Source organism: Stenotrophomonas sp. 112478_Sma (genome assembly GCF_056479905.1).
Map to the genome: position 1 here is coordinate 3,397,723 of NZ_CM151072.1, position 16,235 is coordinate 3,413,957.

At 67.0% G+C, this 16,235-nt stretch carries 13 protein-coding genes; 5 read left to right on the plus strand and 8 right to left on the minus strand.

Annotated features, from left to right (window positions below):
* Positions 1 to 17 precede the first annotated feature (17 nt).
* The gene (locus ACZK08_RS15510; protein ID WP_053517063.1) at positions 18 to 1,865 is read left to right on the plus strand and encodes an SLC13 family permease; all 1,848 of its coding nucleotides are present in this window, start codon (positions 18 to 20) and stop codon (positions 1,863 to 1,865) included.
* A gap of 293 nt (positions 1,866 to 2,158) precedes the next feature.
* Here the strand turns inward: ACZK08_RS15510 and ACZK08_RS15515 are convergent, their stop codons facing one another.
* Complete coding sequence (locus ACZK08_RS15515; protein WP_053517065.1) at positions 2,159 to 2,494, minus strand: Rieske (2Fe-2S) protein; 336 nt, start codon at positions 2,492 to 2,494, stop codon at positions 2,159 to 2,161.
* Positions 2,495 to 2,674: 180 nt separating this feature from the next.
* Between ACZK08_RS15515 and ACZK08_RS15520 the strand changes: the two genes are divergently transcribed.
* The 4 genes from ACZK08_RS15520 (at position 2,675) to ACZK08_RS15535 (ending at position 5,808) form a co-directional block, all read left to right on the plus strand.
* On the plus strand, positions 2,675 to 2,956 hold the full coding sequence (locus ACZK08_RS15520) for a hypothetical protein (RefSeq protein ID WP_065181654.1): 282 nt from the start codon (positions 2,675 to 2,677) through the stop codon (positions 2,954 to 2,956).
* A gap of 78 nt (positions 2,957 to 3,034) precedes the next feature.
* Positions 3,035 to 3,751, plus strand: a complete 717-nt coding sequence (locus ACZK08_RS15525) for a fumarylacetoacetate hydrolase family protein (RefSeq protein WP_065181655.1) — start codon at positions 3,035 to 3,037, stop codon at positions 3,749 to 3,751.
* 52 nt (positions 3,752 to 3,803) lie between these two features.
* Complete coding sequence (mscL, locus tag ACZK08_RS15530; protein WP_053517072.1) at positions 3,804 to 4,208, plus strand: large-conductance mechanosensitive channel protein MscL; 405 nt, start codon at positions 3,804 to 3,806, stop codon at positions 4,206 to 4,208.
* Positions 4,209 to 4,386: 178 nt separating this feature from the next.
* A complete protein-coding gene (locus tag ACZK08_RS15535) occupies positions 4,387 to 5,808 on the plus strand; it encodes a M28 family peptidase (protein WP_053517073.1) in 1,422 nt (473 codons plus the stop codon).
* Between the two features lie 137 nt (positions 5,809 to 5,945).
* On the opposite strand, the gene ACZK08_RS15540 is transcribed toward ACZK08_RS15535, so the two are convergent.
* From ACZK08_RS15540 to ACZK08_RS15570, 7 genes are all read right to left on the minus strand, one after another.
* Complete coding sequence (locus ACZK08_RS15540) at positions 5,946 to 7,397, minus strand: alanine/glycine:cation symporter family protein (protein ID WP_065181656.1); 1,452 nt, start codon at positions 7,395 to 7,397, stop codon at positions 5,946 to 5,948.
* A gap of 9 nt (positions 7,398 to 7,406) precedes the next feature.
* Positions 7,407 to 8,396: a hypothetical protein gene (locus tag ACZK08_RS15545; RefSeq protein WP_065181657.1), complete on the minus strand. Its 990-nt coding sequence runs from the start codon at positions 8,394 to 8,396 to the stop codon at positions 7,407 to 7,409.
* A 246-nt stretch (positions 8,397 to 8,642) separates the two neighbouring features.
* Positions 8,643 to 9,479 carry a TrmH family RNA methyltransferase gene (locus tag ACZK08_RS15550; RefSeq protein ID WP_065175762.1) on the minus strand — a complete coding sequence of 279 codons (837 nt, stop codon included), beginning with the start codon at positions 9,477 to 9,479 and terminating at the stop codon, positions 8,643 to 8,645.
* Positions 9,480 to 10,988 (minus strand): alanine/glycine:cation symporter family protein, encoded by a 1,509-nt coding sequence (locus tag ACZK08_RS15555; protein WP_065175761.1) that lies wholly within the window; start codon positions 10,986 to 10,988, stop codon positions 9,480 to 9,482.
* 168 nt (positions 10,989 to 11,156) lie between these two features.
* A complete protein-coding gene (locus ACZK08_RS15560; protein WP_065181658.1) occupies positions 11,157 to 11,741 on the minus strand; it encodes a GNAT family N-acetyltransferase in 585 nt (194 codons plus the stop codon).
* Positions 11,734 to 14,859, minus strand: a complete 3,126-nt coding sequence (locus ACZK08_RS15565; protein WP_065181659.1) for an efflux RND transporter permease subunit — start codon at positions 14,857 to 14,859, stop codon at positions 11,734 to 11,736. The genes ACZK08_RS15560 and ACZK08_RS15565 overlap by 8 nt, the downstream gene beginning before the upstream one ends.
* On the minus strand, positions 14,856 to 15,962 hold the full coding sequence (locus ACZK08_RS15570; protein ID WP_065181660.1) for an efflux RND transporter periplasmic adaptor subunit: 1,107 nt from the start codon (positions 15,960 to 15,962) through the stop codon (positions 14,856 to 14,858). Before ACZK08_RS15570 ends, ACZK08_RS15565 begins: the two co-directional genes overlap by 4 nt.
* Positions 15,963 to 16,235 lie beyond the last annotated feature (273 nt).

The following is a 16,235-nucleotide window of genomic DNA, read 5'->3' on the forward strand; positions in this document are numbered from 1 at the left end:
AGGACGCCGCGCCCCACATGGATACCGCGCTGACGCTGACCAACGACATGAAGCTCGTACTCGGGCTGGTCGGCTTCACGATGGCGATGTTCCTGTTCGAGCGGATCCGCGCCGACGTCGTCGCGCTGGTGGTGCTGGTGGTACTGGGTGTGACCGGCCTGATCGCCCCGGAGGAAATCTTCGGCGGCTTCTCCGGCAACGCGGTGATGAGCATCATCGCCACCACCATCCTCGGTGCGGGCCTTGACCGCACCGGCGCACTGAACCGGCTCGCGGCCTGGCTGCTGCGACGCGGACATGGCATCGAGCAGCGCCTGCTGATGATGACCACGGCCATCGCCGGCCTGAACTCGTCCTTCATGCAGAACCCGTCGGTGATGGCGCTGTACCTGCCGGTCGCCTCGCGGTTGGCGGCACGTACCGGGCTGACCATGCAGCGGCTGCTGCTGCCGATCTCGGCGGCGATCGTGATGGGCGGCGCGCTGACCATGGTCGGCAACTCGCCGCTGATCCTGCTGAACGACCTGCTGGCCTCGGCCAACAACAACCTGCCCTCCGGCCTGGCCAGCATCGAGCCGCTGCGCATGTTCGCGCCGCTGCCGATCGGCGTGGCGCTGCTGATCGCCTCGCTGCTGTACTTCCGCTATTACGGCGACCGCAAGCTGATCGAGGAAGAGACCCTGGTCAACGATGGGGTCACCCCGGCCCGTACCGAGAGCTACTTCGCCAAGACCTACGGCATCGAAGGCGATGTGTTCGAACTGGTGGTCACCGCCGAAAGCCCGCTGGTCGGCATGACCCTGGGCGAGGCCGAGAGCCTGCATGACGCGCCGCTGCTGCTGGCGCTGAAGACCGGCAACGATACGCGGCTGGCGCCACCTGCGGAAATGCGCATCTGGGTGGGCAGTGTGCTGGGCGCGATGGGTCCGCGCGAGCAGATCGGCGATTTCGCCCAGAACCAGTTCCTGCGCATGTCCTCGCGGCTGAAGCACCTGGGCGACCTGTTCAATCCCAGCCGCGCGGGCATTTCCGAGGCGGTGGTGCCGCCGACCTCGAACGTGATCGGCAAGAGTGCGGCCGACCTGCGCCTGCGCAAGGAGCGCGGCATCAGCCTGCTGGCGATCAACCGCGACAAACAGGTGATCCGCGAGGACGTGCGCGACGTGCAGCTGCGCGCTGGCGACATGCTGGTCTTCCACAGCATCTGGACCGACCTGGCGCAGGCCGCCAAGAGCCGTGACTTCGTGGTGGTCACCGACTACCCGACCGGCGAACAGCGCCCGCACAAGTTCAAGATCGCCATGGCGATCTTCGCGCTGACGATCCTGATCGCGCTGACCAGCAAGCTTCCGGTAGCGCTGACCCTGATGACCGGCGTGGCCGGCATGCTGCTGACGGGCGTGCTGCGGATGGACGAGGCCTATGCCTCGATCAACTGGAAAACCGTGTTCATGATGGCCGGACTGATCCCGCTCGGCTGGGCGATGGACTCCAGCGGCGCGGCGGCCTGGGTCGCCGGCCATACCATCGACAAGCTCCCCACCGGCATACCGGTGTGGGTGCTGGAGCTGGCCCTGGCGCTGCTGACAACGGTGTTCTCGCTGGTGATCAGCCATGTCGGCGCAACCATCGTGATGGTGCCCATCGCGGTGAATCTGGCGCTGGCGGCGGGTGGCAACCCCACCGCGTTCGCACTGATCGTGGCGCTGTCGGCCTCCAACAATCTGATGACGGCCTCCAATCCGGTCATCTCGATGATCACCGGCCCGGCCAACTACACCCCGCGCGAGATGTGGCGGGTCGGCGGACCGTTGTCGCTGATCTACACCTGTGTGGTGGTGCTGATGATCAACCTGATGTTCTGAGGGTCGGGTTCATCGGCAGGGCTGCGCCCTGCACCCCAGTAGTGCCGGCCGCTGGCCGGCAACCTCAACGGCAAAAGCGTGCATTTCTTGGGATGGCGGGGTGGGTCCGACAGATTTCTGCGTTCTGCCAGAACGGCGTCGTGCACCGCTGTGGTAGGTGTCGACCTTGGTCGACACGGTAGATCCACGCCATGCGTGGATGCCTTTGCAGAGTCGAGCCATGCTCGACTGCTCCTGGCTTGATGGGTCAGAGCCGTTCTCCTACGGAAAACGGAGCCGCCCCCTAGCCGGCCTCAGGCCAGGTAGACCTGCCCATCACGCACGTCCACCGGCACCGCGCGCAGGCGGTCGCCCTTGCAGGGGCCGGCGATGCAGTCACCGCTGTCCAGCGCGAACGAGGCGCCGTGGGCGGCGCAGACCAGATGCCCCTCGCGGCTCTTCAGGAACTGCCCCGGCGCCCAGTCCAGGCGACGGCCGGCATGCGGGCAGATGTTCAGGAAGGCGCGCACCTGTGCGCCGTCGCGATACAGCAGCAACGACTCGGCATCGCCCTCGACCACTGCTTCGACCTCGGCAAACGCACCATCGGCAATGGCATCAAGGGCGATCAGGGCAACAGCGGCAGTCATGGCGAAGGCTCGGACAGTAAAGAAGCATTGTCGCACGCCTGCTCAGGTGACTGGCTGCAGGATGAACACAAGTCATTGATTCGTAATAAGCACAGGCTATATTTAACGAGTTTTTCACTCAATGACAGTGCGGGCTCCCGATACTCTGGTTTCGCTGATTTCCCAGCCTATCGAGCCGCCATGTTCAATCGCGATTCCGCCTTCAACCAGTTCCGCACCCTGTTCGCGCCGCGCAAGCCGCGTCACCCGCTGGTGCGCGTTGCCGTGGGCCTGCTCGGCCTGGCGATCCTGGCCGCGATGGTGTTCATCGGCGTGTTCGTCGGTGCGGCGATGATCCTGGTCGGCCTGGCGTGGAAGCTGCTGGCCTCGCGCAAGGCGGGTGCAGCCCGACCGGTCGACCCGACCGTGGTCGAGGGCGAGTACCGGGTGGTGCGCAAGCCGGTGCTGCCGGCCTCGCGCTGAGCCCTGCCGGCCGGCGTGCCCGCTGACGGCGGGCGCCATGCGTTCTAGACTGCGGGCATTCCCTTCCTGGATGCCCGCATGTCCGATGTTTCCGATGTGATCCCTGCACCTGCCACGCCGCGTGTTCCGGTGGTGGGCGGTGGCAGCTTCCCCGTGCACCGCGTCTACTGCGTGGGTCGCAACTTTGCCGACCATGCGCGCGAAATGGGAGCCGCGGTGCCGGCGGCCGACGACCGCGGCCGGCCGATGTTCTTCAGCAAGCCTGCCGATGCGCTGGTGGTCGGCCATGACGATGCCATCCCCTATCCGCCCGCGACGGCCAACCTGCATCACGAAGTGGAGCTGGTGGTGGCGATCGGCCGTGATGCCCCGGCCGGCGAGCTTCCCGTGGCCGATGCCGAAGCGCTGGTGTACGGCTATGCCGTCGGCCTGGACCTGACCCGCCGCGATCTGCAGGCGGCCGCCAAGGAGAAGGGCCATCCCTGGGACGCCGCCAAGGGCTTCGATGCCTCCGCACCGATCAGCGAAATCGTGCATGCCGGCGAAGTGGGCGATCTGGCGGCGCTGAACCTGTCGCTGGAAGTCAACGGCGAAGTGCGCCAGCAGGCCCTGCTGGACCAGATGATCTGGAACGTGCCGGAAATCCTGCACGAGTTGTCCAAGCTGTGGCAGCTGCGCGCCGGTGACCTGGTGTTCATGGGCACGCCGTCCGGAGTGGCCGCACTGAAGCCGGGCGACCGTTTCAGCGCGCGCCTGGAAAACGTGGCCGAGCGTCACGGCGTGATCGCCGGCTGACACCACCTGCGCTACTCTGCGCGCTGTCCACATCCCCCACAGGAGAAAACACATGGGAGTGCTCACCGAATTCAAGGAATTCGCGATGCGCGGCAACGTCATCGACCTCGCCGTCGGCGTGGTGATCGGCGCCGCCTTCGGCAAGATCGTCACTGCACTGGTCGAGAAGATCATCATGCCGCCGCTGGGCCTGCTGATCGGCAAGGTGGACTTCTCGCAGCTGGCGTGGACGCTGTCGCCGGCACGCATCGGGCCGGACGGCAAGGAGATTCCGGCGGTGGTGATCGGCTACGGTGATTTCATCAACACCCTGATCCAGTTCGTGATCGTTGCGTTCGCCATTTTCCTGGTGATCAAGGTCATCAACCGTCTGTCGCGCAAGAAGGAAGCCGCTCCCGCCGCCCCGGCCGAGGAAGTGGTGCTGCTGCGCGAGATCCGCGACAGCCTGAAGAAATAAGGCGTAGCGCCGGGCCGTACCCGGCGAGGCCGCCGCATGTGAAAGTCCCGCTCCGGCGGGGCTTTCGCTTTGCCGGACGTGGCGGAAAACAGCGTTCGCTCCGGACATGACCTCCCGCCCATGCGCGCGTCTGAACGACTGTTAAGCTCCAAGGCTTGGTCCCTTCCCGGAGTTGTCCATGCGTCGCCGCGTCCTTGCCATCGCATCCTCCCTTGCCCTGCTGGCCGCCCCGGCCTTCGCGGCACCGCGCGCCACCACCCTGCCCCCGGCGTCGCTGGCCACGGCCGCGCAGCTGCGCGATCAGGCCCTGGCCGATGACACCGGCTGGAAGGTGGTCGAATCGCTGACCACCGAAATCGGTCCACGCATCGCCGGCAGCGAAGCCGACGCGCGTGCGGTCGCCTGGGCCGAAGCCAAGTTCAAGGCCCTGGGTTTCGACAAGGTCTGGAAAGAACCGGTGACCTTCCCGAAGTGGGAACGCCGCAGCGAACACGCCGCCGTGACCGGCAGGAACCCGCAGCCGCTGCAGATCACCGCACTGGGTGGCAGCCCGGGCGGTACCGTTGAAGCAGAGGTCGTGCGCTTCGCCGACCTGGCCGCGCTGCAGGCTGCGCCCGCCGGTTCATTGAAGGGCAAGATCGCCTTCGTCGATTACCAGATGCTGCCGTTCCGCGATGGCCGCGACTACGGCCGTGGTGGCGCGATCCGCAGCAAGGGACCGTCCGAGGCGATCCGCAAGGGCGCCGTCGGTTTCCTGATGCGCTCGGCCGGCACCGATTCGCACCGCGTGCCGCACACCGGCATCACCCGATTCGATGACGGCCTGACCCCGGTACCGTCCGCGGCCCTGTCGGTGCCCGATGCCGACCAGCTGGCACGTCTGCTGGCACGTGGCAGCACTACGGTGAAAGTCGCGCTGGACTGCGGCTGGGACGGTACGGCGACCTCCTACAACGTGATCGGCGAGATCACTGGCCGCACCCTGCCCAAGGAAGTCGTGGTGATCGGTGGCCATCTGGATTCGTGGGATCTGGGCACCGGTGCCGTCGATGACGGCGCAGGTGTCGGCATCACCATGGCCGCGGGGCATCTGATCGGCCAGCTCAAGCAGGCCCCCAAGCGCACGATCCGGGTGATCGCGTTCGCCAACGAAGAGCAGGGGCTGTACGGCGGCAAGGCTTACGCCGAAGCACATGCAAAGGACGTGGCGCTGCACCAGCTGGCTGCCGAGAGCGATTTCGGTGCCGGCCGCATCTATGCGTTCAATACCGGCTCGCCAAACCCGGAAGGCTCGCGCGAAGCGACCCGGCAGATCGCCGAGGTGATGAAGCCGCTGGGCATCGAGTACGCAGCCGACAAGGGCGGCCCGGGGCCGGATATCGGCCCGCTGGCGGCCAAGGGTGGCGCCTGGGCGTGGCTGGCACAGGATGGTTCGGACTACTTCCACCTGCACCACACCGCCGACGACACGCTGGACAAGATCGACCCCAAGGCGCTGGCGCAGAATGTGGCGGCATACACCGTATTTGCCTATCTGGCCGCAGAGGCCGACGGCAACTTCGGCAGTGAAGCCAAAGCGACGACACCGCCGAACGAGTGATGCGGCAGCGCCGGGCCATGCCCGGCGAGCGCAGCGGGAAAGGAGGTGCGGACCAAGGTCCGCACCCACCAGCAAGGATCGCATCCACCAGAGGGGATCGCGCCCACCAGGCTGGGTCACCCCATCTGCCTGGACAATTACCGTTCCCACGCGCAGGTGTTGCGAACACCAAGCCGGTGCGGATCGAACAGGGGATCCGTCCCCAAGCGACGGTGGTGCTCGTAATCGCGCAGCGCGGCCAGCGCCGGCTTCTGCAGCAGCAGGATGGCGAGGATGTTCAACCAGCTCATCAGGCCCACGCCGATATCCCCCAGCGACCAGGCGACCGTGGCACTGTTCAGCGCCGAGTAGCCGGTGGCCAGCAGGAACAGCAGCTGGAACCCGCCCATCACCCACGGCATCGGGCGGTCCCGGCACAGGTAACTGATGTTGGTCTCGGCCATGTAGTACAGCGCCAGGATGGTGGTGAACGCAAAGGGCAGGATGGCCAACGCCACGAATGAACGGCCGAAGCCCGGCAATGCCGACTCCACCGCGTGCTGCACGAAACGCGGTCCGGCCTCGACGCCCGGCAGATTGCCCAGCAGCAGACGCGCATCATCCGGAATGCCGTTCACCGCCGGGGCGTAGACGTTGTACAGGCCGGTCGACAGAATGAGGAAGGCGGTCGCACTGCACACCACCATCGTGTCGATATAGACCGAGAACGACTGCACCAGGCCCTGCTTGACCGGATGGGAGACCTCCGCTGCGGCCGCCGGGTGCGCACCACTGCCCATGCCGGCTTCGTTGGACAGCACGCCGCGGCGCACGCCCCACTGGATCGCCGTGCCGATCATGGCGCCGAACGCTGCATCCATGCCGAAGGCACTGCGCAGCACCAGCGCTGCGACCTCCGGCACTTTGTCCGCGTTGAGCACCATTACCATCGCGGCCACCAGCAGATAGGCGATGGCCATCAGCGGTACCAGCCACTGGGCGACACCGGCGATGCGGCGTACACCGCCGACAAGGATGGCACCCAGCGCAACCAGCAGTACGCCGGTGGTGAACACGACCGGTACGTCCCAGGCTTCATTCACCGCGCTGGTGATCGCATTGGACTGCGTACCCGCCAGCATCGCGCCGGCCAGCACGGCGACCAGTGCAAACAGTACCGCATACCAGCGCTGGCCCAGTCCCTTCTCGATGTAGTAGGCCGGGCCACCCCGATACTGGCCACCGGCGTCGCGATCCTTGTAGATCTGCGCCAGCGTCGATTCGATGAAGGCGCTGGACGCACCCAGGAAAGCGACAACCCACATCCACAGGATCGCACCGGGACCACCGAAGGCGATGGCCATCGCTACACCGGCGATATTGCCAACGCCCACCCGGCTGGACAGCGACAGGGACAACGCCTGGAACGGGGACACCCCTGCATCGGACCGCTCATGGCGGAACACCAGGCGCAGCATGTCAGGCAGCGCGCGCAGCTGGATGAAGCGGGTGCGCACGCTGAAGTACAGGCCGGCGAGCAGGCACAGCACCACCAGGTAAGGGCTCCACACCACGCCGAGAAGGGCATTGACGATCGATTCGACGTTCATCGTGCCCCCTCAGAAGGACATGCCCAGGGCGACCTGGGGGCTGATGAGGCGGGCGGCATTGCGGCCGGCCACCGTGACCTCCACGCCGGCGATCAGGCCAAGCGAGGGACTGAAGTGGTACTGCAACGCGGGGGCGAAAGTCAGCGTACGGCTGGCCGGGCGCCATTCGTCGACGCGCGCGATGGCGCCGTCCGCGCCGGGAGCGAAGCCGCTGAGGCGTTGCCGGGTCTCGCGGCTGGCCGCCACTTCCATCACCGCCACCCAGCGGGGGTTGACGCTGTATTCGGCGCCGATCGACAGGCCCAGTACCGAACCGCGCGCGATGTGGCCCTGGAAGCCCGCGGCGGTACCGTACACGCTGGCACCGGTGAGGGCCGTGCGGGAAGGCGCCGGACCCGCGCTGAGCTGGGCACGCCAGCGCAGTGGCCGCTCGTTGCCCAGCCACACCACCTGCTGCACGCCCAGCGCGGCAACGGTACGCTGCACGCCGTCACCCTGCGCGTCGAGCGGATTGCCGGTGATGCGGTCATGGCTGCCCGTGCTGAAGCGCTGCACGAGCGCTACTGAAACCGCGGGCCGGGTGCCATCCGCATTGGCCGCCTGCAGCAGATACTGCAGGCGCGCAGTGGTGTCACCCGCGCGGAAACCCTGGCTGTGGGCGGCACCGGATTCGGCGCGCGACGCGCTCAGGTTGACCTGGCCGGTGATCCGCTCACCCAATCCATAGGCGATGGGCACCACCACCGTCCAGCCGCCACTACGTTCACCGCTGCGCTGGCGCTGGCCACGGTCATCGAAGTGATCACGGCTGTCGACACGTACCAGATAGGGTTCGATGTAGCCGTGCCCCTTCGGCATGCCGGCCGGATTCGGGGTGATCAGCGGACCCGTGAAATTGACGCCTTCCAGACTGCGTGCGCTGGCATGCGCATCGACGGGCGCAAGCAGGCTTGACAGCGAGAGGAGCGCGCCGAGGGCGCAACGATGACGACCATGCATGTGGAACACCTTGCCTGACAGGAATGGAACTCCAACCTGCGTCGAGCAAGAGGGCGCAACAATGAGGCAAGTTTCAAAAGCATGCTTGATCGGAAAAATCAGGCTGTACGCAACGCAAGACGACGCAATCCGCCTTAAGCCGCCTTGACGCTGCGCGACGTCCGCGGTGGTCCCGCCGGCACATCGCGCAAAAGATACCCGGCCACGGGGGCCGGGTCCTGGCAGCCGATGGCGGCGACCGGTCCGTCAGCCGTCGCGACGGCTCGCCCACTGCGCCAGCAGCACTGCGGTGGCCGAGGCCACATTGAGGCTCTCCACCGCGCCACTGCCGGGAATGGAGACCTGCAGGTCACATTCACCGGCCAGGTCGCGGTCCATCCCCTCGCCTTCGGCGCCCATGACGTAGACCAGACGCGCCGGAAGCGACGTGCGGAATACATCGTCACCGCCATCGACGAGTGTGGCCGCCAGACCGAAGCCAGCATCGCGCAGCTGGGCCATCGCCTGCGGGGTCGCAGGCAGCTGCACCAGCGGCACCGCTTCGGCACCGCCTTCGGCCACGCGGGCAGCCGCACCGGACAGCGCCAGCGTGCTGCCGGCCGGCAACAGCAGCGCCTTCGCGCCGAAGTGCGCCGCCGAACGCAGGATCGCGCCGAGGTTGTGCGGATTGCCTACGCCATCCAGCCACAGCGCCAGCGACGGGCCTTCGCCGATCTGCTGCAGCCACTGCGCCAGCGGCACGGTCGGCGCACGCAGCACGTCGGCCACCACGCCTTCGTGGTGGGTGGTGCCGGCCAGCTTGTTCAGATCGCCTTCCTCGACCACGCGGTAACCCACGCGGTTGGCCACGCACCACTTCAACAGCGGCTGCAGGCGCGGAATCCGGGCCTCCAGCAGATACAGCTTGCGCAGTGCCTGCGGCCGCGCTGCGAACGCGGCCAGCACGGCATTCAGGCCGTACAGGCGCAGCTCATCGCTGCCTCCGCGTCCACCGCCGCCCGTTGCCGGCAGGTCCGTGCGCGGCAACGGTGTGGCGCGCGGCGGACGAGCGGACGGGCGGCGGTTGTTCCAGGGGTTGTTCACTTACACGTTCTCCTGCTTGCGCTGGCGCCAGAAATCGGCGTTCCGGATGCCCAGTGCATCGGGATCGAACGTCGGATCCAGGCCCAGCTTCTTCTGTCGTTCGTAATCGCGCAGCGCCAGCATCGCGGGCTTCTGGATGATGAAGATGGCGATGATGTTCAGCCAGGCCATCAGGCCCACGCCGATGTCACCCAGGCCCCAGGCCAGGGTCGCGTTGTGGAACGCACCGAACACCACCATGGCGATGATGCCCAGGCGCAGACACAACACGGTCAGCGGACGGTGCTTGTTGTGGTTCACATAGCTGAGATTGGTCTCGGCCATGTAGTAGTACGCCATGATGGTGGTGAAGGCGAAGAAGAAGATCGCCAGCGAGACGAACGACGCGCCCCAGCCCGGCAGCACGGCTTCAACGCCGGCCTGCGCATAGCCCGCCCCTTCCGGAATGCCGGCCAGGCCCTGGAACACCGGAGCCGCGCCTTCCACCGGCGAGTACACGTTGTAGGTACCGCTGGCCAGGATCAGGAACGCGGTGGCGGTGCACACCATCATGGTGTCGAAGTAGATCGCGAACGCCTGCACGTAGCCCTGCTTGGCCGGATGCGAGACTTCCGACGCCGCTGCCGCGTGCGGGCCGGAGCCCTGTCCCGCTTCGTTGGCGTAGATGCCGCGCTTGACGCCCCATTCGATCGCCAGGCCCATCATCGCGCCGAACGCCGCATGGGTGCCGAACGCGCTGTTGAAGATGATGCCGAACATCTCCGGCACCTGGTCGGCATTGAGGATCATGATGACGATGGCCATCAGGATGAAGGCCGCCGCCATGAACGGCACCACGATCTCGGCGAAGGTGGCGATGCGCTTGACGCCGCCGAAGATCACCACGCCCAGCAGCAGCGCGACCACGATGCCGATGCCGAGCTTGAGCGCGGCAACCGATTCCATGCCGAAGGCCTGGCCATCCAGCGGCCCGCACAGCGCACCGCCACGGCAGGCATTGATGATGCTGTCGGCGATGGCATTGGCCTGCACGCCCGGCATCAGGAAGCCGGCGGCGATGATCGTGGCGATGGCGAAGGCCATGGCATACCACTTCAGGCCCATCGCCTTTTCAATGTAGTACGCCGGGCCGCCACGGTAGCGGCCTTCGGCATCCTTGGTCTTGTAGATCTGCGCCAGGGTGCATTCCACATACGAGGTGGATGCACCGAGGAAGCCCATCACCCACATCCAGAAGATCGCACCGGGGCCACCGAAGGCGATGGCCGTGGCCACGCCGGCGATGTTGCCGATACCCATGCGCCCGGCCATGGACATGGCCAGTGCCTGGAACGAAGAAACGCCGGCGTCGGACTTTTCGCCCTTGACGGTGAGGCGGCACATTTCCACGAAGCCGCGGATCTGCATGAAGCGGGTGCGGACGCTGAAATAAAGGCCGGCCGCCAGGCACACGAAGATCAGTGCCTTGCTCCAGATGATGCTGTTGACGAAATGTACGGTAGCTTCCACGCGCGCTCTCTCCAGTCGGCGGGGTGAATGGACGTCCCGTCGGCTGGAAGGGACCGGTCGATTCTCCCTGATCGAAGGTCGCTGCGATAGCGCCGGAAGGCATCCGCCGGGCATGGCCCGGCGCTACCGGTTCCGCCGCGGGTAGCGCCGGGCCATGCCCGGCGCCGTTCAGGGCAACTGGGTGCGCACCCGCGCGAACCGGCGCAGGTCATGCAGGGTGCCGCGCTTGTAGATGGCGCAGCGCTCTACGCCCTCTTCCTGGAAACCGTTCTTTTCCAGCACCCGGGCCGAGCCCAGATTGAAGTCCACCACGGTGGCCTGAAGCCTGAACAGGCGCAGTTCGTCCATCACCCACGGTGCGAAGACGCCCACCACGCGGGTCATGATGCCCCGCCCCCAGTACGCCCGGCCAAGCCAGTAGCCCAGCTCGGCGGTATGCCCACGCTCGGCCACGCCCGGCTGGGCACCGATACTGCCGCAGGCCTGGCCGTCGATCTCGACGGCCAGTGCCAGGGTGCCCGGGGTCAACACGCGACCGGCAAGGAACGCCTCACCGTCCTCACGTGTGTAGGGATAGGGGAAGCGATCGCGCAGGCCGCGTGACACCTCGGCATCGTTGGCATGACGCAGCAGCGATTCGAGGTCGCCGCCGCGCCATGGACGCAGCTGGAAACCGTCGCCGCGCAGCACTGGGGTCGGGGCCCTTTCCTGCGGGGAAAGGGATCCGCCCCCGTCGGCGCGACGGTCAGGCATGCCCGCCCACCGAGGGCGACGCTGCTTCCTGCTTTTCCAGCTCGCGCTTCACTGCTTCCGGCGAGCGCGTGTACGGGGCCAGACGTGCGTAGAACGCCGGCACCACGAACAGCGACAGGAAGGTGGACAGGGTGACGCCGAAGATGATCACGATACCGATCGTGCCACGGCTCGCCGAACCCGGTCCACCGGCCACCACCAGCGGAATCGCGCCGACCACGGTGGCGATGGACGTCATCAGGATCGGACGCAGGCGCACCATCGATGATTCGATGATGGCCTCGCGCACGCTGCGGCCGTCGTCACGCAGCTGGTTGGCGAACTCGACGATCAGGATGCCGTTCTTCGCCGCCAGGCCGACCAGCATCACGATGCCGATCTGGCTGAACAGGTTCACTGTGCCCCCGCTCAACCACAGGCCGACCAGCGCGCCGAGCACGCCCAGCGGTACCGTCAGCATGATCGTCAGCGGATGGATGAAGCTCTCGAACTGTGCGGCCAGCACCAGGTACACCACCAGCAGGGCCATGGCGAAGGTCAGCAGGACCGCACCGCCCGCGCTCTGGTACTCGCGCGACTCGCCCTTCCAGTTCACCTGCGCGTACTGCGGCAGCTCCTCGCGCGCGACGTTCTGTGCCCAGGCAATGGCCTCGCCCAACGGGTAGCCCGGCGCAAGGCCTGCGCTGATGGTGATCGAGCGCAGGCGGTTGAAGCGGTTCAAGGTGCCTGCCTCGGCAACCTCGCTCAGGGTGACCAGGTTCGACAAGGGCACCAGCTCACCGGAGGTGGCACGCACGCGGATCGCGGCCAGATCGGCCGGCGTGGCGCGTCCGTCGCGGCCCGCCTGGACCAGCACGTCGTACTCTTCGCCGTTGTCGACGAAGGTGGTGACGCGACGCGAGCCCATCATCGTTTCCAGCGCCGAGCCGATTGCGGTGACCGGCACGCCCAGGTCGGCCGCGCGCTGGCGGTCGATGTTCACCCGCATCTGCGGGCGGGTTTCCTTGTAGTCCGAGTCGGGGCCGACCAGGCCGGGATTGTCGGCCATGCGCAGCAGGATGCGGTCGCGCCACTGCGCGATCTCGGCGTACTCCGGGCCTCCCAGCACGATCTGGAAGGGCTGGCCGCCGCTGCGGACCAGGCCACCGCCGACCTGCGTGCGCACGCGCACGCCCTGGATGGTGTCCAGCTCCTTCTGCAGCTCATTGGCGACCTCCGGGGTGCCTTCGCTGCGCTGGCGCCACGGCTGCAGGAAGATGCTCACCCGGCCGGTGTGCATTTCCTCGCTTGCGCCCCAGCCACCGGGCACGCGCGGGTTGGCGCGCACGATCGGCTTGTCCGCTCCGACGTGGGGCGCCAGCATCGCTTCGACCTGCTGCACCTGCTGCACGGTGTAGTCGTAGCCTGCGCCTTCCGGGCCGTCGATCATGATCTGGAACGAGCCACGGTCTTCGGCTGGCGCCAGTTCCGAGGGCAGCACCTTGATCAGCAGCCAGCTGGCAGCCAATGCCGCCGCCATCACCAGCAGGTAGATCCAGGTGCGGTCGACGTGGCGCTGCAGGATGCGGCCATAGGCGCCGGCCAGCCGCTCCAGGTTGCGGTTGACGAAGCCATGCAGGCCACGCGGCGCCTGCCCGGTATGCGGCTTGAGCAGTTTGGAGGCCATCATCGGTGTCAGCGTCAACGCCACGAACGCGGACAGCGCCACGGCCGCGGCCAGCGCCACCGCCAGCTCGCGGAACAGGCGTCCGGTGTTGCCCTCGAGGAAACCGACCGGCAGGAACACCGCCACCAGCACCGCGGTGGTCGCGATCACCGCGAAGGCCACCTGCGTGGTACCGCGCTTGGACGCCACCAGCGGCGGCTCACCCAGATCGATCCGGCGCTGCACGTTCTCCACCACCACGATCGCATCGTCGACCACCAGGCCGATGCACAGCACCAGCGCCAGCAATGTCAGCAGGTTGATCGAGAAATCGAACGCGTACAGTGCGATGAATGCGGCCACCAGGCACACCGGTACCGTCACGGCCGGAATCAGCGCTGCGCGGAAGCTGCCGAGGAACAGCCAGATCACCGCCAGCACCAGGATCATCGCCTCCACCAATGTGGCATAGACGCGATCGACGGCCGCTTCGATGAAGGTGGTGTTGTCGAAGGCAACGAAGATCTGCGTGCCCTTGGGCAGCGTCAACGCGACCCGCTCGGCTTCGGCGCGCGCGGTGCGCGCGACGTCCAGCGAGTTCGCGGTGGAGGTCTTGACGATGCCCAGGCCGATGCCCGGCTCGCCATTGCTGCGGTAATAGGCGCGGCGCTCGGCCGACGCCAGCTCGATCTTCGCCACGTCGCCCATGCGCACGACGTAACCGTCGCTGCCCTTGCCCAGCGGGATGGTCGCGAAGTCTTCGGGCTTGATGTAATTGCGTTCCACGCGCAGGGTGAAATCGCGGTCGGTGGATTCGATGCGCCCGGCGGGCAGTTCCACGTTCTCGTTGCGCAGCGCGGTTTCCACATCACCGGTGGTCAGTCCACGCGCGGCCAGCTGATCGCGGTCCAACCAGATGCGCATCGCATAGCGCTGGCGACCACCGATACGGACCTGGGCGACGCCATCGAGGCTGGAAAAGCGGTCGACCACATAGCGGTCGGCGTAGTCGCTCAGCTCCAGCGTATCCATGGTCGAGGAGACCATGTTGAACCAGATGATCGGATCGGCATCGCTCTCGACCTTGGCGATCTCCGGCGGGCGCGCCTCTTCCGGCATGCGGTCGGCAACCCGGCTGACGGCGTCGCGCACATCATTGGCCGCGGCCTCGATATCGCGATTGGAGGTGAACTCGATGCTGACCTGCGAGCGGCCGTTGGTGCTGCGCGCGTTGATGGTATCGATGCCTTCAATGCCGGCGAGCGCATCTTCCAGCACCTGGGTGATCCGGCTTTCGATGACCGCTGCCGAGGCACCGGTGTAGTCGACCGAGACCGACACGATGGGCGGGTCGATGGCCGGCAGTTCGCGCAGCGTGAGGCGGGTGAAGGACATGATGCCCAGCACCAGCAGCAGCAGGCTCATCACTACGGCGAACACCGGCCGCTGAATGGAAACGTCGGACAGCTTCATCCGCCGTGTTCCTCGGTCGCGACCGGCGCAGGCGCATCGGCAGGCTTGGCACCGCTGGCCGGCGCCGCATCACGGGCGGCCACCTTCAGACCCGGGCGCAGCTTGCCGGTGCCGTCGACCACGATGCGCTGACCGGCGGCCAGCCCCTGCTTGATCTCGACCACGCCCGCACGGCGCGCGCCGGTGACCACGTCCACGCGCTCGACGCTGTCGTCGGCGCCGATGCGGTACACGAAACTGTCACGGCCCACCTGCACCACCGCTATCTCCGGGATCACCAGCGCCGGGCGCTCGGGGCGGAACAGGCGCACATCGAGCAGCATGCCCGGGCGCAGCGCATGGTCGGCGTTGGCGAAGTCGGCCCGCACGGTCACCGCGCGGGTGGCCGGGTCGATACGTGCATCGATGGTGGTGACCTCTCCTTCGAACGTGCGCCCCGGCCACGCGACGCTGGTCGCGCTGACCTTGTCGCCCGCCGAAAGCGCGGCCAGTTCCACTTCGGGCACCTGGAAATCGACGTGCATGCGCTCGATGTCGTCCAGGGTGGCAATCACCGTGGTCGGCGTCAGCAGCGTGCCAGGGCTGACCTGGCGGATACCCAGCACGCCTGCGAACGGCGCACGCACACGACGGTCGCCGATGTCGGCCTGCATCTGCGCGACACGGGCCTCGGCGGCATCGCGGATCGACTTCTGTGTATCCAGCGTGGCGCTGGACACCAGCCGCTGCGTGGCCAGTTCGCGCTGCCGGCGGTACAGCTGGTCGGCCTCGTGGAAGGTGGCCTGCGCCTGCACCAGCGCCGCTTCCTGGGCCTGGCCACGCAGAGTCACGATCGGCGCACCCGCAGCGATCTGCTGGCCGCTTTCGAAGTGCACCTTCTCCACGATCTCACTGACCTTGGCGGTGACGCTGATCGACTCCCGCGCCTTGGCCGTACCCAGCGCCTGCAGGGTGTCGTTCCATTGCGTGGGCTGCACGATCTGCGCGGTGACCGGCACCGCTTCCCCCTGCCGTCGCGCGGCGGCCTCCTGTTTGCCTGCGCACCCGGCCAGGACGGCCAGGCTGAGGCCAAGGGCCAGGGTCGAAGCGATACGAGCCAACATGAACGGTCCTAATTGATCCACGGCCGCCGAGTGTAGGCATCCCCCCGCGAAGGCGGTATATGCCAAGCGTTTACCGGCGTGGAACCGGCGTCGCGATAGCGGCCTGAACCCGTTCCATGCAAGGGTCTGTGCGGCGGTGTCGGCGTATGTCGGGATGTATCCGGGCGACCGCTGGGCGTGCTGCTGCCGTAGAGTCGGACAGGTCCGGCGGAGGGCGTCGGACCGGGTCGGATCCTGGCGGGGATCCGATCCGGTTGTTCCTCTCCCCGGCCG

Excerpts from the sequence above, each read along its gene's own strand:
- ACZK08_RS15545 (WP_065181657.1), bottom strand. The coding sequence starts at position 8,396 with ATGCATGGTCGTCATCGTTGCGCCCTCGGCGCGCTCCTCTCGCTGTCA.
- ACZK08_RS15565 (WP_065181659.1), bottom strand. The coding sequence starts at position 14,859 with ATGAAGCTGTCCGACGTTTCCATTCAGCGGCCGGTGTTCGCCGTAGTG.
- mscL (WP_053517072.1), top strand. The coding sequence starts at position 3,804 with ATGGGAGTGCTCACCGAATTCAAGGAATTCGCGATGCGCGGCAACGTC.
- ACZK08_RS15570 (WP_065181660.1), bottom strand. The coding sequence starts at position 15,962 with ATGTTGGCTCGTATCGCTTCGACCCTGGCCCTTGGCCTCAGCCTGGCC.
- ACZK08_RS15525 (WP_065181655.1), top strand. The coding sequence starts at position 3,035 with ATGTCCGATGTTTCCGATGTGATCCCTGCACCTGCCACGCCGCGTGTT.
- ACZK08_RS15540 (WP_065181656.1), bottom strand. The coding sequence starts at position 7,397 with ATGAACGTCGAATCGATCGTCAATGCCCTTCTCGGCGTGGTGTGGAGC.
- ACZK08_RS15510 (WP_053517063.1), top strand. The coding sequence starts at position 18 with ATGGATACCGCGCTGACGCTGACCAACGACATGAAGCTCGTACTCGGG.
- ACZK08_RS15560 (WP_065181658.1), bottom strand. The coding sequence starts at position 11,741 with ATGCCTGACCGTCGCGCCGACGGGGGCGGATCCCTTTCCCCGCAGGAA.
- ACZK08_RS15520 (WP_065181654.1), top strand. The coding sequence starts at position 2,675 with ATGTTCAATCGCGATTCCGCCTTCAACCAGTTCCGCACCCTGTTCGCG.
- ACZK08_RS15515 (WP_053517065.1), bottom strand. The coding sequence starts at position 2,494 with ATGACTGCCGCTGTTGCCCTGATCGCCCTTGATGCCATTGCCGATGGT.
- ACZK08_RS15535 (WP_053517073.1), top strand. The coding sequence starts at position 4,387 with ATGCGTCGCCGCGTCCTTGCCATCGCATCCTCCCTTGCCCTGCTGGCC.